Origin of the sequence: Thalassospira australica (assembly GCF_000763295.1) — a bacterium.
In the GTDB taxonomy this organism is placed as follows: Bacteria; Pseudomonadota; Alphaproteobacteria; order Rhodospirillales; family Thalassospiraceae; genus Thalassospira; species Thalassospira australica.
On sequence record NZ_JRJE01000004.1, the window covers coordinates 164,212 to 183,610 of the forward strand.

A 19,399-nucleotide genomic window follows, 5' to 3' on the forward strand; every position below is an offset into this window, starting at 1 on the left:
CCCTTTTTCGTTCGCGGTGATCGCCGTTTGAAGCATGTTGCCTTTAGTAGGTTTACCTCAGCGCTTCCAGTTCTGTAACGCCTTGACCGCGCCGATCATGGTTTCTTCGCTATGGGCGAAAGAAAAGCGCACGTACCCTTTGCCACGCATACGATCAAAATCCGTGCCCGGTGTGGTGGCGACGCCAGTTTCTTCAAGCATCTGCTTGCAGAATGCTTCGCTGTCCGTGGTCAGTTCGCGCACATCAGCATAAAGATAAAACGCACCATCGGCCGGGGCGAACTTGGTGAAGCCTGCCTTTGGCAAACCATCCAGCAGGATTTCACGATTGCGCGCATAGGCCGCGATATTGGCCTGAAGTTCGTCTTCGCAATCAAAGGCAGCAACGGCTGCAAGCTGCGAAAGCGCCGGGGCGGAGATAAACAGGTTCTGTTGCAGACATTCCACTGCACGCATCAGATCAGGCGGCACAATCGCCCAGCCCAGACGCCAGCCGGTCATGGAAAAGTATTTCGAGAAGCTGTTGATGATGATCGCCTCATCACCGAATTCAAGGGCGGTACATTCGGCCACATCCCCAAATGAAATGCCCTGATAGATCTCGTCACTGATAAGGCGAATGCCGTTGTCGCGGCAATAGGTCGCCAGTTCGCGATAGGTTTCGACATCAATCATACTGCCCGCCGGGTTGGACGGGCTGGCAACGATCAGGCCATCGATCGGTTCGTCAAGATCGCGCAGCATCTGTACAGTCGGCTGATAGTGGGTTTCGGGACCTGCGGGCAAGTTGATTGTATCGATACCAAGCGCGCTTAGAATGTTGTGATACGCCGGATAGCCCGGAGCTGCCATTGCCACCCTGTCGCCTGCATCAAAGGCCGCCAGAAACGCCAGTACAAAGATCGAGGATGACCCGCTTGCCACGCACACACGCGCCGGATCAACCGAAACACCAAACTTGGTTTTGTAATGCCCGGCAATGGCTTCGCGGAGCGGATCGATGCCCATGGCATTGGTATAGCCGATCAGATCAGTTTCAAGGGCCTTGGCGGCGGCTTCGCGTACCTTGCGCGGTGCGGGCGTTCCTGGCTGACCGACTTCAAGATGATAAACGGCTTTGCCTTCGGTTTCGCGCGCGTTGGCAGCACGCATCACGTCCATCACGATAAAGGGCGAAATTGCCCCGCGAAGGGATTGCTTCAAAGCCATGTTTGGAATCCTGGTATGTGGTTAAGAACAACAGGGCAGGATGGTCCCCCTGCCCTGTTGGTGTTCGTTTTCTGTTTAACGGGTACCTGCCATACCGCCACCGGCCGGGTCGGCGATGAACTGGCAGCTTTCGGGATGGGGTGGCGTCCCTTCAAGACATTTGATGACATTGACCGACGATGCCCCTTGGGAATTAAGCACAATCGACGATGCAGCCCCGGCGCCAATCAGGTCTTCGGCCATGGTGGCGATCTGTTTGGTTGCACCGGCCGGTGTGCCGGTTCCGGCGATACCGTAATAATATTCCCAGACAAACGGGTTCACCATAAGGGCCGGGCCCATCAGCGGTGTCGATGTCAGCGCAGCATCACCCGCCGCAAGGTTAAGACCAAAGGCATCTGCCCCCAACCCGGCACCGAACGGCGTGTTCATGGTGGTGACACAGGCAACCGCGTTCGCCGCGCGATCAACCACAACAAAGCCACTGCGCCCGGCACTGGCCTGTGCGGCCTCGCTGCCTGACGAGATGTCGGCCAGATAACGGTTCAGGATATCGGCCAGTTCACCGCCCTGACTGATGGCAGATACACCGACATCAGAACGCGGCGGATAGGCAAGATACAGTATTTCATTGCCAACCTTGACCTCGGTCGCGGTTTTCCATTGCGGGCGATAAGTGCGCAGATCATCAGCGGTCAGTGTCCCACCGGCAGCATCAACTGCATTGGCAATATCGACCGCCAGTGCGCCATTATAAAAATCACCCGGGCCTTTAACCCGCAGTGACGTCAGAAGGGCTGCAAGATTGACTGATCGAATACGATCCCCGACCTCAAGCATCTTGCCACCCGGCATAAAGGTTGCGCGAAGGGCCGGGCTTGCTTCGATACGATCACGATGGGTTTCGATATCGCGCACAAGCGAACGCGAAACAGGCACGCCAAGGCGAGCATACTGTTCAGCAGCACTGATCAGCGATCCCCACTGCAGACGGCCATATCGTGCGCTTAGCGCATAAAGACCACGCGGAACCGCCGGGATGGTTGTTGCCGTCTGGTCTGAGCGGGTACGTGTGCCCGGACGCGGCCAGAAATCAAGAACCTCGACTTTTTCCGACGCGCGATCATGAACCACACATACACCGCCACCGCCGATTCCCGCGACCGATGACTTGGTAACCGTCATGGTCGCATACAGGGCCACGGCCGCATCAGCAGCGGTTCCACCAGCAGATAAAACGTCGCGTGCATTGCGCACTGCGCGTGGCTCATCGGCCACCACACCACCGAAATAGCCGGATACTGCCCCTATTTGACCAATATTCTCTGCTTCATTGCTACTGCAGGCAGCAAGTCCGGCAGTCATTGCGATTGCGAACGCGATCCGCCATGATGGCGTGCGCGTCGGCTTGGAACCGACATCAGTCGAACGAAAATATGGAACGCACATTTTGCTCAGACGCATTGTTACTCTCACTGCCATTTTCCTTGTTGCCCTGCCAAGCATGGTGGCTGCGCAGGGTCGTTCTTTTATCCGCGATACAGAGATCGAGGAAACCCTTCGGATGTATGCCACGCCGATTTTCAGGGCGGCGGGTCTCGATCCGAATGGCGTGTCTGTTTATATCGTTTCTGACAACAGCTTGAACGCTTTTGTTGCCGGAGGCCAAAAGCTTTTTATCAATACTGGACTGTTGTTAAAAGCAGAGACTCCCGAACAGGTTATCGGGGTTATGGCCCACGAGACGGGACATATATCAGGCGGGCACCTTTCGCGTGTACATGATCAACTGCGCAATGCGTCTGCGATTTCCATTCTATCGACTATCGCCGGTGTTGCGGCAGGTGTTGCGGCGGGCCGATCCGACGTCGGAACAGCAGCCATTCTGGGCGGGCAAAATGTGGCAACACGTAACTTTCTGGCCTATTCCCGAACACAGGAAAGCAGTGCCGATCAGGCTGGTGTGAAATACCTTACATCTGCGGGCATTTCATCGCGCGGGATGCTGGAATTCATGCAGACCCTTGAAGGACAGGAACTGCTCAGCACAGCAAGTCAGGACCCGTATCTTCGAAGTCACCCGTTGACGGTTGAGCGTGTCGATTTTCTGGAAAACTACGTCAAGAATTCAGAACTGAAAGATGCGAAAGTCAGTCCGGAGTTTTATGAACGCCATGACCGCATGCGCGCCAAGCTGTTTGCCTTTACCAACCATATTCAAAACACGCTGCGGACCTACCCCGAAAGCGACACAGACATTTCAGCACGTTACGCCCGTGCGATTGCCTATTATCGGGATTCGCGCCTTGAACCGGCACTCGAACTGATCGACGGGCTGATTGCCGAAGAACCGGCCAATCCGTATTTCGAGGAACTCAAAGGCCAGATCCTGCTGGAATTTGGCCGCGCAGCAGAAGCAATCCCCCCGCTTGAACAATCAGCAGAACTTTCCGGCGGTGCGCCTTTGATCCGCCTGTTGCTGGCCCATGCCATGATTGAAACCGGTGATGAAACCTATCTTGAACCGGCCAAGGAAAACCTGATTGGGGTGCTGTCGCGTGAACGCGGCAATTCGTCGGCATGGCGTTTCCGTGCCATTGTCGAAAACCGTTTGGGCAATGAAGGTGAAGCGTCCCTGTCACAGGCAGAGTACAGCCTTTTGACCGGGGACCGACAGGCTGCCAGCTATCACGCGGTTCAGGCCGACCGAAAACTTGAAAAAGGAACGGCCGCATGGTTGCGCGCCCAGGATATCCTGCAGGCAACCAACCCGGACGGTGTCCCTGGCAAAGGTAAGGGCAGCCCTGATTGAAGTCGTCCACTGCTAAAAAAACAGGAAAACCACGCTTAGGGTCGCGGGTGAAACCCGGCTTTCTCTCGCCTTTGGTGCTGACGATGGTTGGCCTTTTGGGGGTGGCCGGGTGTTCGCTGCCCGGGGCGGGGGTTGACGTCAGCGGTGATCTTAAGCTGCTTTATGCGCCTTTCTCTCTTGGTAATCCCCCGCGCTATTGGCAGGTCACACAAGCACCTGCCCAAAACGGATCGGATCAAGCGCCCCTGACATGGGAAGACAAGGATGGCCGTATTGCACTGGCCGCACGTCCGGGCATCGGATCGTTCGAAATCGGGCGGCGCACCAATGTGATTGTCTTGGCATCCCCCTATTTGTCCTTTGACTGGCAGCTTAATAACACTGCGCAGGTTGGCGATGTTGAGCTGGTCCTTGGGTTTCGGCGTCAGTCACAGGGAAGCTGGACCGAAAACGATCTGGGGGCTGGGAAACCATCGATTGATCAGGAAGTCCGCATCGCTGTTGGGCAATATGCCGTCAGTTACGGGCAATGGCAGCGCGAATATTTTGATCTGTCCACCCTTTATCGCCGCTACTGGCCTGACACAGATGCGGATGAAGTGCGTCTTGTCTGGATCGGACTTGTTTCCGGCAAGGACCATACGCCCGCACAAGGCAGTGTGACCCATCTAACGCATATTTTACTTTCCCGTTAGCGACCAGATCACGTATCAAAAAAACATCACATAAAATCACGGCCGGCACCGCAATACAGCGCAATGGCCTGAAAGAGATAAGGACGCCCAATGAATTCTCAGATCGCGAAGCGTTTTCTTGCTGGAACAGCCCTTGGTGTCACCATGCTGTTTGGCTCCGGCGCAATGGCACAAGAGGCGCTTGGCACCGCGCAGAAAGCCGAAATCGAAAGCGTCATCGAACAATACCTGCTCGAGAACCCGGACGTTCTTTTGCGGGCCATCCAAAACGTTCAGGCATGGCAAACCGCCGAACAGGAACGTCAGAAAGAAGAAGCCCTGACCCCGGTTTGGGATGCACTGGTTGCGGATAGTTCCATCCCGTCGGTTGGTCCGCTGGATGCGCCGGTCACCGTGATCGAGTTCTTTGACTATCATTGTGGCTATTGCAAACGCGCCTTTGAGGGCGTGATGGATATCGCCGAGAAGAATGACGGCAAGGTGCGCACCATCTTTGTCGAATTCCCGATTCTGCGTGAAGAAAGCGCGATTGCGGCCCGCGCAGCACTTGCTGCGGACAAACAAGGCAAATACATGGAAATCCACGAGGCCTTCATGCAAAACCGTGGCCTTCTGGATCAGGAACGCATTAACGAGCTTGCCGCCAATGCCGGGGTTGACGTTGACCAGATGCTTGAAGACATGAAAGCACCTGAAATCAACGGCATGTTGTCCCAGTATTCGGCAATGGCACGGTCGGTCGGCATCAGTGGCACCCCTGCCTTCCTGATCAACGGCACCATGGTTTCCGGCGCGGATATGGAACGGGTTGAGGCACTTGTTGATGCAGGTCTTGAAGACGCATCGTAACAACTGTCTATACATCATGCGAAACGGACTACATCCGTAGTCAGTCCGTTTCGCCACCCCAACCAACGACAAAGGGCCGTTTCGATTATGAAACGGCCCTTTGTTTTGTCCAATCCCAAGGCATCATCGCCAGATCAGATGATCCCGGCCAATGGCGAAGACGGATCGGCATATTTCTTTTTGGGCATTCTGCCCGCAAGGAACGATTCGCGTCCGGAAATAATGGCGTGTTTCATGGCGCGCGCCATGCGGATCGGGTCTTTGGCCCCGGCAATGGCCGTATTCATCAGAACCCCGTCACAACCAAGTTCCATGGCAAAGGCCGCATCCGATGCGGTCCCGACACCGGCATCTACCAGTACCGGCACATTTGCATTTTCCTTGATCAACGCGATATTGACCGGGTTGAGAATGCCCATGCCTGATCCGATCAGCGAGCCCAGCGGCATGATCGCACAACAGCCCATTTCTTCGAGCATCTTGGCCTGAATGGGATCATCACTGCAGTACACCATCACATCAAAGCCATCCTTGATCAGCGCTTCGGCAGCTTTGAGCGTTTCGGGCATGTTGGGATAAAGCGTTGCCTGATCGCCAAGCACTTCAAGCTTCACCAGGTTCCAGCCCCCCGCTTCGCGTGCAAGACGCAGGGTACGCACAGCATCGTCGGCGGTAAAACAGCCCGCCGTATTGGGCAGATAGGTGTATTTTTTGGGATTGACATAATCAACCAGCATCGGCTGGTTAGGATCGGTCAGATTAACGCGGCGCACAGCAACGGTGACAATCTCGGCACCGGAGGCCTCAATCGCGATTTTGGTTTCTTCAAAATCCTTATATTTGCCGGTTCCAACCAGCAAACGCGATGAGAACTTCTTACCCGCGACCACAAAACCGTCATCCTCAGCAGCAGCCAGCCCTGCCTCGCCGGACCCGCCACCAATGAAATGAACGATTTCGAATTTGTCACCATCGGCAAGTTGGGTTTCGCCATAAGCGGTTTTGGGAACGATTTCCAGATTGCGTTCTACGGCAACCTTGGTGGCAGCAATGCCCAGTTCGCCAAGCAGTTCCGCAACAGTTCCTGCATTTTCAATAGTGCGGTCTTCACCGTTGATCGTCAGACGCATCTTTTTCGTTCAATCCCTGTGGTATTAAAATCTTCATGATTGCCGCGCAGTATGCGCAGCACCCAACATTGAAGCAAGCTGTCTTCGTCAGTTTTTCCGATTGTCTGGCATAACCGCAGGCAAACAGAAATCAGCGGGCAACAATTGGCAAGGCAGACGCGCTTTATCAAGGTCAATGCAAAGTTGCGTCAGACTTTGGTCGTGTTATAAACGCAACACCAATTGTTGGGTATGTGAGAACAGAACCTGTTTCAGGTTGGACGATTGTTTGACCAAATTTTGTTTTCGCAGGCATTTGCCCGAATGGACGCCCCTGTGGCAGGAACAAAGGTGAACTGGTTGACGGGTTCTACGGAAAACCGACAAGAAGACTCTGGCATTCTTGGCACGGCTGAGGCATATACGCACACATTGGTTGCGATCCTCGACGCCAGACGGGCATCAGACATGCCGGTCGGTGAGGTCCAACTGCCCAATATTCAAATGCGGGACGCGTTCAGACACACTTCAAACGTCTCGAAAGCTGCAAACGGTATGATCTATGGCTTTGGCTCCCAGAGTTCCGAATACGCCCTGGATGCCATGCGCGGATTGATCCACACACCATCATAAAAGATATCGAAATGAGCAAGTTCAACATCGACAATGACGCCATTCGCCAGCTCGCAGAGCTGCTGGACGACACCAATCTGACCGAAATTGAAGTTGCCGCAGGTGACAACCGTATTCGCGTTGCCCGTCAGGGCGCCATGGTTGCTGCTGCACCGGCCGCCGCCCCTGCTGCTGCCGCACCGGCTGCTGCGCCAGTTGCTGCTGCACCGGCAGAAGCAGGCGCCCATCCGGGTGCCGTCAAATCGCCGATGGTCGGCGTTGTCTACTTTGCACCGGAACCGGGCGCTGCGCCTTTCATTTCGGTTGGTTCAAGCGTTTCTGAAGGTCAGACCCTGATGCTGATCGAAGCGATGAAAACCTTCAACCCGATCCGCGCACCGAAATCCGGCAAGGTCACCCAGATTCTGGCGACCGACGGCCATCCGGTCGAATATGACGAACCGCTGGTCATTATTGAATAAGTCGGGGTATTAACCGCATGTTCGACAAAATCCTGATTGCCAACCGTGGTGAAATCGCGCTTCGTATTCAGCGCGCCTGCCGCGAAATGGGCATCAAAACTGTCGCGGTGCATTCCACTGCCGATGCGGACGCCATGCATGTGCGTCTGGCCGACGAATCGGTCTGCATCGGTCCGGCAGCATCCAAAGACAGCTATCTGAATATTCCGGCCATTCTTTCGGCTGCTGAGATCACCGGGGCCGAAGCCATCCATCCGGGATATGGCTTCCTGTCGGAAAGCGCTGATTTCGCATCGATGGTCGAAGAGCACGGCTTTGCCTTTATTGGCCCAACGCCAGAACATATCCGTACCATGGGTGACAAGATCACGGCAAAACAGACTGCCGAAAAGCTTGGCATTCCGTGTGTTCCCGGGTCTGATGGCGAAATCACCACCGTTGAAGAAGCCCGCGAATGCGCCAAGGAGACCGGCTTTCCGGTCCTGATCAAGGCATCGGGCGGCGGCGGCGGTCGCGGCATGAAAGTGGTCGAGCGCGAAGAAGACCTTGCCGAAGCCTTTTCCATGACCCGTAAGGAAGCATTGCAGAACTTTGGCAATGCTGCCGTTTACATGGAAAAGTACCTTGGCAAACCGCGCCATATCGAATTGCAGGTCATTGGTGACATGCATGGCAACGCCGTTCACCTGTTTGAGCGTGACTGCTCCCTGCAACGTCGTCACCAGAAGGTGCTTGAAGAAGCGCCATCTCCCACCCTGACACCAGAAGAACGCGAACGGATCGGCTCCACGGTTGCCAATGCCATGATCGGCATGGGCTATCGCAATGCTGGTACGATCGAATTCCTGTATGAAAATGGCGAGTTCTATTTCATCGAAATGAACACCCGTCTTCAGGTGGAACATCCGGTCACCGAAATGATTTCCGGTGTTGACCTTGTGCGTGAACAAATCCGCGTTGCAGCTGGTCTTGAGCTGTCATTCAAACAGGAAGACCTTGAAATTCACGGTCATGCCATTGAATGCCGTATCAATGCCGAAGATCCGCAGACCTTTGTTCCGTCACCGGGCAAGATCAAGGAATATCATGCACCGGGCGGCTTGGGTGTGCGTGTTGATAGCGGTATTTACACCGGCTATTCGATCCCGCCCTATTACGACAGCATGATTGCCAAGCTGATCGTCCATGGTCGCGACCGCGAAGAATGCATGATGCGCCTGCGCCGTGCATTGGCGGAATATGCGATTGGTGGCATCAAAACCACCATTCCGCTGCACCAGACGCTTTTGGCGAACCCGGACATCCAGAAAGGGGATTACGATATCCACTGGCTGGAAAAGTTCATGGGCATGAATAAAACGCTGTGATCGGCACCTGATCAGATATCAAACGGGAACCTTCGGGTTCCCGTTTTTTTTGCCTGCAAGGCACATCAAATTATTAATCGCCCTTCCCTATAATAAGGGTTCGGTTCAGACTATTGGTCAAGATGACCTTGCCTGAAGCGTGCGGTTAACTCATATGTAAGCAGACAAACAGGACCAGAGCAATTATCACTGCGATCATGTCAAACCAGCTGACCCCTGATCTTTTGATCCGCGCCTATTCCGTCGGCCTGTTTCCAATGGCCGAAAGCCACGATGATCCAACCCTTTACTGGATTGATCCGGAATGGCGTGGCATCTTGCCGCTTGACGGGTTTCATGTCCCGCGCAGCCTGCGAAAGGCTGTGCGCAAGGACACCTATAAAATCCATGTCGACCGCGCCTTTCCCGACGTTATTCGCGCCTGTGCCGAACCAACGGATTCCCGTGACGATACGTGGATCAACAACAACATCCTTGATGCCTATTGCGCGCTTCATGAAATGGGCTGCGCTCATTCGATCGAAGCCTGGAAAGACGGCGAACTGGTGGGCGGCCTTTATGGCGTTAGCCTAGGCAAGGCGTTCTTTGGCGAAAGCATGTTTTCACGCGCCACAAATGCCTCAAAGGTTGCGTTGGTATATCTGGTCGCCTTGATGCGCCAGGGCGGCTACAGCCTGCTTGATACGCAGTTTGTCAACGATCACCTCAAACAGTTTGGCGTGCAGGAAATCCCGCGCGAAAGATATCGCAATGAACTGGCCAAGGCATTGACCGGCCGGGCTGTTCTTCCGTTTGAGGTCGAACCGGAATTTCTTGAACAAACCCTGACAGGCGGCGATAGTGACGCTGACCATCCCGCCAAGTAATTCCAATTTCGCCAACCGAGTTCAATATGCAAATCCGCCCCGCCACACAAGACGACATCCCCGCCATCCTTGATATCGTTGCCCCAATCCTGCGGGCTGGCGATACCTATGCCATTGATCCGAATATGACCGATGACGAAATCATCGGATACTGGATGGGCCGCGACAAACTCACCCTGATTGCCGAGGAAGATGGCGACGTTGTTGGCACATATTATATTCGGCAAAATCAGGGTGGTGGTGGATCACACGTGTGTAACTGCGGTTATATGACGTCACCCAAGGCCAGTGGCCGGGGTATTGCCCGACGCATGTGTGAAGACTCACTTGTGCGGGCCAAGGAAATGGGGTATCGCGCCATGCAGTTCAATTTCGTGATCGCCAGCAATGCCGCAGCCGTCCACCTCTGGCCGAAACTTGGCTTCGAGGTGGTCGGCCGCCTGCCCGATGCCTTCATGCATCCGACTTTGGGCGAAACCGATGCATTGGTCATGTATCGCAAACTTTAGGATCAGAACCGAAATGCTGGCTTTCAACAGGAAGCAAAAAGGGCGGGCACCAAATGGTAGCCGCCCTCTTCTATCTTTGGACGTTATCAAAATCCTGCTTAGAACAGGAAGCGGACGCGAAGCGTTCCCTCGATCGCAGCAAGTTCCTTGCGCACGCCTTCGCCCGGTTTGATTTCATCGTCGACTTCGACAACCACATAGCCAACGCCGCCTTCTGAACGCAGGTACTGTCCGCTGATGTTGACACCACGGCGGGCAAACACATCGTTGATTTTAAGCAGCACGCCCGGAACGTTGCGGTGAATGTGCATGAAACGGGTATGGGTGCGATCCTTGACCGGAAGCGATACTTCGGGGAAGTTTACCGCCCCAAGGGTCGAGCCATTATCGGAATAGGTGATCAGCTTGTCTGCGACTTCGATCCCGATGTTTTCCTGCGCTTCCTGTGTCGACCCGCCGATATGCGGGGTCAGGATCACGTTGTTCATGCCGCGAAGCGGGCTTTCGAACTGCTCATCCTTGCCAGCCGGTTCAACCGGGAACACGTCAAGGGCAGCACCGGCCAAATGACCGCTTTCAAGGGCGGCGGCCAGATCTTCGATCACGATGACATTGCCGCGCGCCGCATTGATCAGGTGCGCGCCTTTTTTCATTTTGGCAATTTCGGTCGCGGTGATCATGTTCTTGGTCTGGTCATTGGCCGGAACATGCAAGGACACGACATCGGACTTGGCAAGAAGTTCGTCCATGGATGAACAGCCGTTGGCATTCCCCATGGCAAGCTTGTTGATCACATCATAGTAGATCACGTTCATGCCAAGCGATTCTGCAAGCACGGAAAGCTGCGAGCCGATATGGCCATACCCGATAATGCCAAGCGTCTTGCCACGCGCTTCAAACGATCCCTTGGCATTTTTTAGCCAGCCGCCGTCATGGGCAGCGGCATTGCGCTGCGGAATGCCGCGCAGAAGCATAATGATCTGGCCAAGTACCAGCTCGGCAACCGAACGGGTATTGGAGTATGGTGCGTTAAACACCGGAATGCCACGCATTGCTGCTGCCTGCAGGTCAACCTGATTGGTTCCGATGCAGAAACAGCCAATCGATGTCAGCTTGCCGGCAGCCTGGATAACTTCTTCTGTCAGTTTGGTGCGAGAACGAATGCCCAAAAAGTGCGCTTCGGAAACAACGGACTTCAACTCGTCCGCGTCAAGCGCAGCAGGGTAGTGGTCGACATTTGAGTAGCCGGCCTCTTTGAACATCTTTACAGCGTTTTCATGGATACCTTCGAGCAGGACAACCTTGATCTTGTCCTTCTCCAACGAAAGTTTGCTGTTCACGGCGCACCATCCTTTTTTGTTCGCGAGGGCGACACGGGAACATTCCCGAGCCGTTTTCAAACCGTTTTAAGCGGCCTGTGGGACAATGAAATAGGACTTAGAGGCGCGTGCGTCAAAGGCTTTCCCTTGCGTAATTGTGCATTGCCCCTATCTTCTGAACGCATATACCGGTTACTGCGTATAAAAATAAGGGCCCTACAACGGGCCTTGATCACCTCAGGGGCCCGCTTCGGGAAGATTGCTTTGTCTGTCGAAATCAGAACCGTCACCGATATTCATCAGATCGGCCAAGCGCACTGGGACAAATGTGCAGGAACTGACAACCCGTTTGTCAGCTTTGGTTTTCTTTCGGCAATGGAAGACAGTGGTTCGACCACCGCACAGACCGGATGGCAACCCTTTCATCTGGTTGCAGAAGATGATGCGGGCGCGGTCATTGGCATTGTTCCGCTTTATGTCAAAGGCCATTCTTATGGCGAGTATGTTTTTGACTGGGCTTGGGCGGAGGCCTATGAGCGCGCCGGGGGACGTTATTACCCAAAACTTCAGTCGGCTGTGCCTTTTTCGCCCGTGCCCGGACCACGGTTACTGGTCGCCAATGACCACCCTGCCCCGGATCAAATCCGCCAAACCTTGATCCGTGGTCTTGCCATGCTGCCCGAGAAGCTTGGCATGGCAACGCTGCATGTAACCTTTTGCAAGCGTGCGGAAAGCGAACTTATGGAACAGGCCGGGTTCCTTACCCGTACGGGCATGCAGTATCACTGGCACAATCGCGATTATCAGAACTTTGATGATTTTCTGGCCGCCCTGAATTCCCGCAAACGCAAAAACCTGCGCAAGGAACGCAAACAGGTTCTTGAAGCCGGGTACAGCTTCCGGGCATTGCGCGGTGATGACCTGAAAGCAGAGCACTGGGACAGATTTTATCATTTCTATCACGACACATCAGATCGCAAATGGGGACAGGCTTACCTGACGCGTGACTTTTTTGATCTTCTTCATGAACGCATGCGTGATCGCACTGTACTGGTCTGTGCATACAATGATGATGAAATGGTTGCGGGCGCCCTGAACCTGATCGGGTCAAAAACCCTTTATGGGCGCAACTGGGGCACCATCGACCGGACCCCTCTTTTGCATTTTGAGACCTGCTATTATCAGGCCATTGATATTGCCATCGAACACGGACTTGAAACCGTGGAGGCCGGCGCGCAGGGCGAACATAAAATCCAACGCGGCTATGAACCCGTGCTTACCCACTCGGCACACTTCATCGCCGATCCGGGATTAAAACGTGCGGTCGCACAATTCCTGAGACAGGAACGCGATCACATCGATCAGGATCGTGATTTTCTCCTTTCGGAACACACTCCTTACCGTCGCCAAGAGAAGTAACCCGCATTCGTTACGCGGAGCAGGCTACGGGACAAACACGCCCAAAGGAAAAGGCGCGGGAACGCCCCGCGCCTCCATCGCCTGTTGCGAAGATAAAACGTTTCCTAGACAGTGCGGACGTCATCAAGAAAGCCGTTGACGTGATTGCGAAGCTCGTCATTGGCGGCCGCCAGACGTCCGACGCTATCAAGCTGCCCGTTTGACAAATCGCCGCTTTCGGTCGTGGCGTTGGCAACACTCTTCACCGCGTTGGTAATAGCTGCGTTACCATTGGCCGCCCCTTCGACACTGCGCGAAATTTCTTCGGTTGCAGCGCCTTGTTCTTCGACCGCACTTGCGACCACCGACATCAGTTCATCAATCTTGTTAATGGTATCAGCAAACCCACGCACGGCGTCAGATGCCGCACCGGTTTCGCTTTGCATTTCCGAGATTTTGGCTGTGATCTGCTCGGTCGCCTTGACCGTCTGGGATGCAAGGTTTTTAACTTCACCGGCAACGACAGCAAAGCCTTTGCCTGCCTCACCGGCACGGGCAGACTCAATGGTTGCATTGAGCGCCAGCAGGTTGGTCTGATCGGCAATATCACTGATCAGATTGACAACTTCGCCAACGCTTTGAGCTGCATCATTAAGCTTTTCGACCCGCTCGTTGGTGCGTTCAGTTTCACCAACCGCCATCTGGGTGATTTCGGTCACGCGGGCAATCTGTGACGAGATTTCAGAAATCGACGCCGACAACTGAGCCGTGGCCGATGCGACTGTTTCGATGTTTGAAGAGGATTCCTGCGCCTGTTCGGCAACATCCTGTGCATCCTGATTGGCACGCGCAGCATGGGACGTCAGGGTTTCTGATGCTGAACGTACATCATCCAACGCGGCATTCACCGCGGTCAGAACATCCTGGATTTTTGAATCAAAGCCTTTGGTCAAAGCCCCCATGCGCTGGCTTCGCTCGACCTGACGCTGGGCTTCAACTTTTTCCTGCTCTGCCATGCGGGCACGTTCACGGGCATTTTCGCGGAAGACCTCAAGCGACTTGGCCATCGCTCCGACTTCATCGGTTCTTTTCATATCCAGTGTTTCGATATCAAGATTACCAGATGCAAGCTTTGTCATGGCTTCGGTCATTTTGCGGATTGGTGCCGCAATCATGCGTGACAATGTGCCACCGAACAGAACAGCCATGGAAACCAGAAGGATCACGCCAATGCCCAGTGTTACCTGGAAAATGCGCATGGCCTGCTGCACTTCAGCTTCTACGTCGAGCACCATTTGATCGATGTTTTTGGCAAGTTCACCAGCAATCATGCTGACACGATCTGAAAGCTGACGCGGCTCGCCAGATGCCTCGATCGCACGTGCATGGTTGACCGTCAGATAGTGACGCATCAGCCCCACCTGTTCGGCAGCGATTTCTTCCCAGCGATCAATCGCTGCGTCCATCTCTTCGATCAGGTTCGCGACTTCGGGATTAATCGTCGCATAGGTTTTGATCACATCCGTGCGGATATCAATTTCATTGAGCGATTTTTCATAGCTCGCCAATCCACTGCGATCACCCGTCGTCAGGAAGTAGATCAGTTCCTGACGTGCCATCAGGTAAGCACGGTCAAGACCACGATAATCGCGTTCGAATTCAGAAAGATAATCACGCTGATCATTCGCGCTTTGCACCTGCATGGTGGCAAATACGCCCGCAGCGGCAACCATCAGAATGACCGCAATCATAATTGCGAAACAGGTCATCAGTTTTGACGGGATAGAGAGGTTTTTAAAGAAGGTCATGGCGTTTCTCCCTACAGACCGCGACGGCGCGCAAGTTCATTCAGATTGACCTCAATGGTCACCGCACCAATTGGCTGACGGTTGGCATCACTCATCGTCAGATTGAGTTGCGAACGCCAGGTATCGGAGTCTTCGTTGTATTCGGCCTCGTCAATGAAAACCGCATCTGGGCCATTCGGATAGGTGTTCTGGAATTTCGCTTCATCGCCTTGCCAGAAATCCGATGTAATCGAACTTTGCCCAACATTGAGGCCAACCGCATCCATCACAAAGATTTCGGCATAAAGACCGCCGGAACGCGCCTGTATCTGGGTCAGATAGCTTGAAAGAGGATTGGTCAGGATGCCCGCGACAAGCGGCTGATCATCTGCTTCGCGTTCTGCCCGCCACTGGGTGTCAGCAGCATCAATCTCGTCCTGCGACATGTTTTCGCGCAGCTTGTTTTGCGAGTTGATGGACAATCCCACCACAGGGTTTGCAAGCCATTCACGAATATCCTGAATCATCGCATCTGTAATGAGTGTGTTGGGATCCCCCGGCAACTCAACCTTTGCATTTGCAGTGTGCGGGGCCGCTATCAAGGCCGCAAGCATCACACCTGCCATAGCCATACAACTCTTGGACATCATCCGCTTTACTCCCCAGTACAAGCCAATGTTATTTATCTATGCTTTTGTATATATACTTATACAAAAGCTCAGCAACCCACACAACCATTTTTAGAATTCGGAGTTGAATGAAGCCGCAACAGGTGCGCCTCATGTTTTTCATATGAGGATTGCGCGCCCACAAACAACAGCGCCACTGGCATTAAAGTTCGACTGAGAACGTGCGACATCAGATCTACCGCGCCCCGCCAAGGACATCCTTATGTCCAGCAAGGAAAGCCCACGAAACCCTGAGGCAAGATCATGGGTTGACGCGACAGGGCAAAGGGATGTCCCGGCCTACAGGATTTGTATTTGGCAGATTTTCAAGGCATTGCGCCACCTGTCCAACGCGCTATGTCGCACTGGACGCCAGGCCTCATCAAAGGCCACAGCAAAGCAAACAATGCAAAGCACGCAAGAAAAAAGCGGCGGTATAGCACCGCCGCTGAGTTTGGTTGGGACACGAGCAAACTGCAGAAGATTACGTTGTTCCAGGCGCGAAACGCGCCCCTGCAAAGAACAACTGTCCACCATGACCTAAGCAGGAAGCGTGCCAAGTTTTCAGAAACCAAGAAAGCTTGGGTTTTCGGGCATTCCGAACGCACCACTCCTAAAACATTTCAATGAAGTTACAGAAGTTTCGCATTTCAAAATGCAAAGATTGCAAAATGCAAAGAACATTTTTTGCATTTTGCAAAACGCGAATAATAATTTAGGTTTATCTGTTATTTACGCATCATTGTTAGCGTGTCCTGGCGCGTTTTTTCTTACGACTGCTGAAGTTCAGAAGCGCCGGCGCCTTCTCGATGATTTCTTCAAGAATGGATTTTGCCGTATCAAGATCTTCCTTGGCGGAATCATCTAGTTGGCTGATATAGCGCGGGTCAGAAATCATGCGTTCCGCTTCGTACAGCGTTCGCAACTCACTTTGGAACATTTCGCGCGCGCCAAGCGGCAGGTTTTCCTTGGCGCTCATGATAAAGAAGAACTTCAGGCTTGTTTTGATCACAATGCGCAGCATCAAAACCTGCAACTTGTGAAACTGTTCTTCCAGTTCTTCTTTCTTGGGGTGACTTTCGAGCTTGTTCATGCGCTCCTTGATCACCAAAGACAGCGCTTTGAAGTTGTCGACCTCCTCGCGAAACGGGCGATACCCCGTGACATCCGACTTGTCCGCGCTCTTGTCGAGGTTATCTGCCAATGCAATCAGCCTGCGCGCACGCAATTCCAGCCGGGAAAGAAATTCCTCTACCTCATTTCGATATTTTCGTTGTGCAGCTTGGCTCATAATGCTCTGGCGTTTTTGATATATTTGTGCCCGGGAACAGCATCCCCGGGCACCAATCTATACTGCCAATGATTAACAACAACCCCTAAAGCGGGAGCGAGACTTTTACCCCGCCATTTCGGGATCTTTTTTCTTCTGCGTCTCGCCGTTCTCTTCATCGGGATAGCGGAAGACAACAGCATCGTCTTCGATATCAACCAACACAGCCCCACCTTTGGCAAGCTTGCCAAACAGAAGCTCCTCGGCGAGCGGTTTTTTGACGTGTTCCTGAATGACGCGCCCCAAAGGCCGCGCCCCGAAGGCTGCGTCATAACCACGTTCCGCCATCCATGCACGCGCCGCTTCGGTCAGCTCAATCGACACGTTACGATCTGCCAGCTGCACTTCAAGCTGCAGGACGAACTTGTCGACAACCATCTTGACGACTTCCGGCTTCAGGTTGGCGAACGGAATAACCGCATCCAGGCGGTTGCGGAATTCTGGTGTAAAGGTGCGTTTGATCGCCTCTTCATCTTCACCAACCCGCATTTCACGTTTGAACCCGATTGGCGGCTTGGCCATATCCGAAGCACCGGCATTGGTCGTCATGACCAGCACCACATTCCGGAAATCAACCGTTTTGCCGTTGTTATCGGTCAGCTTGCCGTGATCCATGACCTGCAGCAGAATATTAAACAGATCCGGGTGGGCCTTCTCGATTTCATCAAGCAAAACCACCGCATGAGGATGCTGATCCACCGCATCGGTCAAAAGACCGCCCTGATCAAACCCGACATATCCCGGCGGCGCACCAATCAGGCGTGAAACGCTGTGACGTTCCATATATTCCGACATATCAAAGCGGATGAACTCAATGCCCATAACAGTTGCCAACTGCTTGGTGACCTCGGTCTTGCCGACGCCGGTCGGGCCTGAGAACAAATAGCTGCCGATCGGTTTCTCGGGCTCCCGCAAACCGGCACGGGCCAATTTAATCGCACTGGCAACGGCTTCGATCGCACCATCCTGACCAAACACAACGGTCTTAAGGTCACGTTCAAGATTGGCCAACGCCTTGCGATCATCGGTCGAAACCGATTTTGGTGGAATGCGGGCGATTTTGGCAACGATTTCCTCGACATCGCGTTTGCCCACGGTGCGCTTGCGCTTGCTTGGCGCCACCAGCATCCGTGACGCACCGACTTCGTCAATCACGTCGATGGCACTATCGGGGCGTTTGCGATCACTGATATAGCGTGACGCCAATTCAACGGCTGATCGCAGTGCCTCGTTGGTGTATTTGACCTGATGGTGTTCCTCGTAATAAGGCTTGAGCCCCTTGAGAATCTTGACGGTATCGGCTTCGGATGGCTCATCGACATCGATTTTCTGGAATCGACGCACAAGAGCACGGTCCTTTTCAAAATGCCCACGGAATTCCTTGTAGGTCGTCGACCCGATGCACCGAAGCGAACCACTTGCCAGCGCAGGTTTCAACAGGTTGGACGCATCCATTGCCCCACCTGACGTCGCGCCCGCACCGATCACCGTGTGGATTTCATCAATGAACAGAACAGCACCTTCGTACTCTTCAAGCTCCTTGACCACTGCCTTCAGGCGCTCCTCGAAATCCCCGCGATAGCGCGTACCGGCAAGAAGCGCGCCCATGTCCAGCGCAAAGATCGTGGCGTTTTCAAGAACTTCCGGCACATCACCGTCATTGATACGGCGCGCAAGACCTTCGGCGATGGCTGTTTTACCAACACCGGGATCGCCAACATAAAGCGGATTGTTTTTCGTGCGACGGCACAGAACCTGAATGGTGCGGTCAATCTCGCTCTGGCGGCCAATCAGCGGATCAATCTTGCCACTCTGGGCTTTGACATTAAGATTGACGCAATAGGCCTTAAGCGCCTCACCCTCTGCCGGACCGGCTTCTTCGCCCTCTGGCGCCATGCCCGGTGCGGGTTCTTCTTCGGCACCGCGCGGAATCCGGCGCTCATTAAGTTCGGTGGCCTTGGCGATGCCATGAGAGATATAATTTACCGCATCAAGACGGGTCATATCCTGTAGCTGCAGATAGTAGACCGCATGTGATTCCCGCTCGGAAAACAGGGCAACCAGAACATTGGCACCGGTGACCTCTTCACGGCCCGATGACTGCACATGGATTGCTGCACGCTGTATCACGCGCTGGAAACCCGCTGTTGGCTTGGGATCGACCAGACGGGCACTGATCAGCCCGGAAAGTTCGCTATCGGCGAACTCCAGCAAATCAGAACGCAGGCGATCAATATCCACCCGGCATGCCTTGAGCACAGCCAGTGCATCCTGATCTTCGGTCAAAGACAGCAGTAGATGTTCAAGAGTGGCATATTCGTGCCGACGCTCCGACGCATATGCGAGCGCACGGTGCAGGCTTTCCTCAAGATTGCGCGATAGCATAT

At 53.9% G+C, this 19,399-nt stretch carries 18 protein-coding genes; 10 read left to right on the top strand and 8 right to left on the bottom strand.

The genetic code is table 11. The annotated features are described in order from the left end of the window. Positions 1 to 57 precede the first annotated feature (57 nt). Positions 58 to 1,209 carry a pyridoxal phosphate-dependent aminotransferase gene (locus tag JF44_RS0103440; protein ID WP_033067544.1) on the bottom strand — a complete coding sequence of 384 codons (1,152 nt, stop codon included), beginning with the start codon at positions 1,207 to 1,209 and terminating at the stop codon, positions 58 to 60. A 75-nt stretch (positions 1,210 to 1,284) separates the two neighbouring features. Beyond that, a complete protein-coding gene (locus tag JF44_RS0103445; RefSeq protein ID WP_033067545.1) occupies positions 1,285 to 2,673 on the bottom strand; it encodes a gamma-glutamyltransferase in 1,389 nt (462 codons plus the stop codon). On the opposite strand from JF44_RS0103445, the gene JF44_RS0103450 reads away from it, so the two are divergent. From JF44_RS0103450 to JF44_RS0103460, 3 genes are all read left to right on the top strand, one after another. Beyond that, complete coding sequence (locus tag JF44_RS0103450; RefSeq protein WP_052065417.1) at positions 2,660 to 4,021, top strand: M48 family metalloprotease; 1,362 nt, start codon at positions 2,660 to 2,662, stop codon at positions 4,019 to 4,021. The genes JF44_RS0103445 and JF44_RS0103450 overlap by 14 nt on opposite strands. A 47-nt stretch (positions 4,022 to 4,068) precedes the next feature. Further along, the gene (locus JF44_RS0103455) at positions 4,069 to 4,716 is read left to right on the top strand and encodes a hypothetical protein (protein ID WP_238318361.1); all 648 of its coding nucleotides are present in this window, start codon (positions 4,069 to 4,071) and stop codon (positions 4,714 to 4,716) included. Between the two features lie 90 nt (positions 4,717 to 4,806). Beyond that, positions 4,807 to 5,565 carry a DsbA family protein gene (locus JF44_RS0103460; RefSeq protein ID WP_033067546.1) on the top strand — a complete coding sequence of 253 codons (759 nt, stop codon included), beginning with the start codon at positions 4,807 to 4,809 and terminating at the stop codon, positions 5,563 to 5,565. Between the two features lie 134 nt (positions 5,566 to 5,699). Here the strand turns inward: JF44_RS0103460 and thiS are convergent, their stop codons facing one another. Continuing rightward, positions 5,700 to 6,695 carry a sulfur carrier protein ThiS gene (gene thiS / locus JF44_RS0103465; protein WP_033067547.1) on the bottom strand — a complete coding sequence of 332 codons (996 nt, stop codon included), beginning with the start codon at positions 6,693 to 6,695 and terminating at the stop codon, positions 5,700 to 5,702. Positions 6,696 to 7,025: 330 nt separating this feature from the next. Here thiS and JF44_RS0103470 point away from each other — a divergent pair, with 330 nt between their 5' ends. The 5 genes from JF44_RS0103470 to JF44_RS0103490 all read left to right on the top strand — a co-directional run bounded on the left by JF44_RS0103470 (position 7,026) and on the right by JF44_RS0103490 (position 10,510). Next, positions 7,026 to 7,307, top strand: coding sequence for a type II 3-dehydroquinate dehydratase (locus JF44_RS0103470; RefSeq protein ID WP_238318362.1), 282 nt, complete (start codon positions 7,026 to 7,028; stop codon positions 7,305 to 7,307). Between the two features lie 11 nt (positions 7,308 to 7,318). Further along, on the top strand, positions 7,319 to 7,768 hold the full coding sequence (gene accB / locus JF44_RS0103475) for an acetyl-CoA carboxylase biotin carboxyl carrier protein (protein ID WP_033067548.1): 450 nt from the start codon (positions 7,319 to 7,321) through the stop codon (positions 7,766 to 7,768). A 17-nt stretch (positions 7,769 to 7,785) separates the two neighbouring features. Next, complete coding sequence (gene accC, locus JF44_RS0103480; RefSeq protein ID WP_033067549.1) at positions 7,786 to 9,135, top strand: acetyl-CoA carboxylase biotin carboxylase subunit; 1,350 nt, start codon at positions 7,786 to 7,788, stop codon at positions 9,133 to 9,135. A gap of 197 nt (positions 9,136 to 9,332) precedes the next feature. After that, on the top strand, positions 9,333 to 10,001 hold the full coding sequence (aat, locus tag JF44_RS0103485; RefSeq protein ID WP_033067550.1) for a leucyl/phenylalanyl-tRNA--protein transferase: 669 nt from the start codon (positions 9,333 to 9,335) through the stop codon (positions 9,999 to 10,001). A gap of 26 nt (positions 10,002 to 10,027) precedes the next feature. Continuing rightward, entirely contained in the window at positions 10,028 to 10,510 is a 483-nt protein-coding gene (locus JF44_RS0103490) for a GNAT family N-acetyltransferase (protein ID WP_033067551.1), read from the top strand. A 98-nt stretch (positions 10,511 to 10,608) separates the two neighbouring features. On the opposite strand, the gene serA is transcribed toward JF44_RS0103490, so the two are convergent. After that, complete coding sequence (serA, locus tag JF44_RS0103495; protein WP_033067552.1) at positions 10,609 to 11,850, bottom strand: phosphoglycerate dehydrogenase; 1,242 nt, start codon at positions 11,848 to 11,850, stop codon at positions 10,609 to 10,611. 243 nt (positions 11,851 to 12,093) lie between these two features. On the opposite strand from serA, the gene JF44_RS0103500 reads away from it, so the two are divergent. Next, positions 12,094 to 13,248 carry a GNAT family N-acetyltransferase gene (locus JF44_RS0103500; protein WP_081944327.1) on the top strand — a complete coding sequence of 385 codons (1,155 nt, stop codon included), beginning with the start codon at positions 12,094 to 12,096 and terminating at the stop codon, positions 13,246 to 13,248. A 104-nt stretch (positions 13,249 to 13,352) separates the two neighbouring features. Here the strand turns inward: JF44_RS0103500 and JF44_RS0103505 are convergent, their stop codons facing one another. Continuing rightward, positions 13,353 to 15,035, bottom strand: a complete 1,683-nt coding sequence (locus JF44_RS0103505) for a methyl-accepting chemotaxis protein (protein ID WP_033067553.1) — start codon at positions 15,033 to 15,035, stop codon at positions 13,353 to 13,355. An 11-nt stretch (positions 15,036 to 15,046) separates the two neighbouring features. Further along, positions 15,047 to 15,664: a hypothetical protein gene (locus JF44_RS0103510; protein WP_052065419.1), complete on the bottom strand. Its 618-nt coding sequence runs from the start codon at positions 15,662 to 15,664 to the stop codon at positions 15,047 to 15,049. A gap of 333 nt (positions 15,665 to 15,997) precedes the next feature. Here JF44_RS0103510 and JF44_RS0103515 point away from each other — a divergent pair, with 333 nt between their 5' ends. Further along, the gene (locus JF44_RS0103515; RefSeq protein ID WP_156111583.1) at positions 15,998 to 16,312 is read left to right on the top strand and encodes a hypothetical protein; all 315 of its coding nucleotides are present in this window, start codon (positions 15,998 to 16,000) and stop codon (positions 16,310 to 16,312) included. A 115-nt stretch (positions 16,313 to 16,427) separates the two neighbouring features. Here JF44_RS0103515 and JF44_RS0103520 read toward each other — a convergent pair whose 3' ends face one another. Together JF44_RS0103520 and clpA are read right to left on the bottom strand one after the other, a co-directional pair. Next, positions 16,428 to 16,973, bottom strand: coding sequence for a hypothetical protein (locus JF44_RS0103520; protein ID WP_033067555.1), 546 nt, complete (start codon positions 16,971 to 16,973; stop codon positions 16,428 to 16,430). Positions 16,974 to 17,078: 105 nt separating this feature from the next. Further along, a complete protein-coding gene (gene clpA / locus JF44_RS0103525) occupies positions 17,079 to 19,397 on the bottom strand; it encodes an ATP-dependent Clp protease ATP-binding subunit ClpA (protein WP_033067556.1) in 2,319 nt (772 codons plus the stop codon). Positions 19,398 to 19,399: the final 2 nt, after the last annotated feature.

Excerpts from the sequence above, each read along its gene's own strand:
- JF44_RS0103460 (WP_033067546.1), top strand. The coding sequence starts at position 4,807 with ATGAATTCTCAGATCGCGAAGCGTTTTCTTGCTGGAACAGCCCTTGGT.
- aat (WP_033067550.1), top strand. The coding sequence starts at position 9,333 with ATGTCAAACCAGCTGACCCCTGATCTTTTGATCCGCGCCTATTCCGTC.
- JF44_RS0103490 (WP_033067551.1), top strand. The coding sequence starts at position 10,028 with ATGCAAATCCGCCCCGCCACACAAGACGACATCCCCGCCATCCTTGAT.
- clpA (WP_033067556.1), bottom strand. The coding sequence starts at position 19,397 with ATGCTATCGCGCAATCTTGAGGAAAGCCTGCACCGTGCGCTCGCATAT.
- JF44_RS0103440 (WP_033067544.1), bottom strand. The coding sequence starts at position 1,209 with ATGGCTTTGAAGCAATCCCTTCGCGGGGCAATTTCGCCCTTTATCGTG.
- accB (WP_033067548.1), top strand. The coding sequence starts at position 7,319 with ATGAGCAAGTTCAACATCGACAATGACGCCATTCGCCAGCTCGCAGAG.
- JF44_RS0103520 (WP_033067555.1), bottom strand. The coding sequence starts at position 16,973 with ATGAGCCAAGCTGCACAACGAAAATATCGAAATGAGGTAGAGGAATTT.
- JF44_RS0103505 (WP_033067553.1), bottom strand. The coding sequence starts at position 15,035 with ATGACCTTCTTTAAAAACCTCTCTATCCCGTCAAAACTGATGACCTGT.
- JF44_RS0103510 (WP_052065419.1), bottom strand. The coding sequence starts at position 15,664 with ATGATGTCCAAGAGTTGTATGGCTATGGCAGGTGTGATGCTTGCGGCC.
- JF44_RS0103445 (WP_033067545.1), bottom strand. The coding sequence starts at position 2,673 with ATGCGTCTGAGCAAAATGTGCGTTCCATATTTTCGTTCGACTGATGTC.
- thiS (WP_033067547.1), bottom strand. The coding sequence starts at position 6,695 with ATGCGTCTGACGATCAACGGTGAAGACCGCACTATTGAAAATGCAGGA.
- accC (WP_033067549.1), top strand. The coding sequence starts at position 7,786 with ATGTTCGACAAAATCCTGATTGCCAACCGTGGTGAAATCGCGCTTCGT.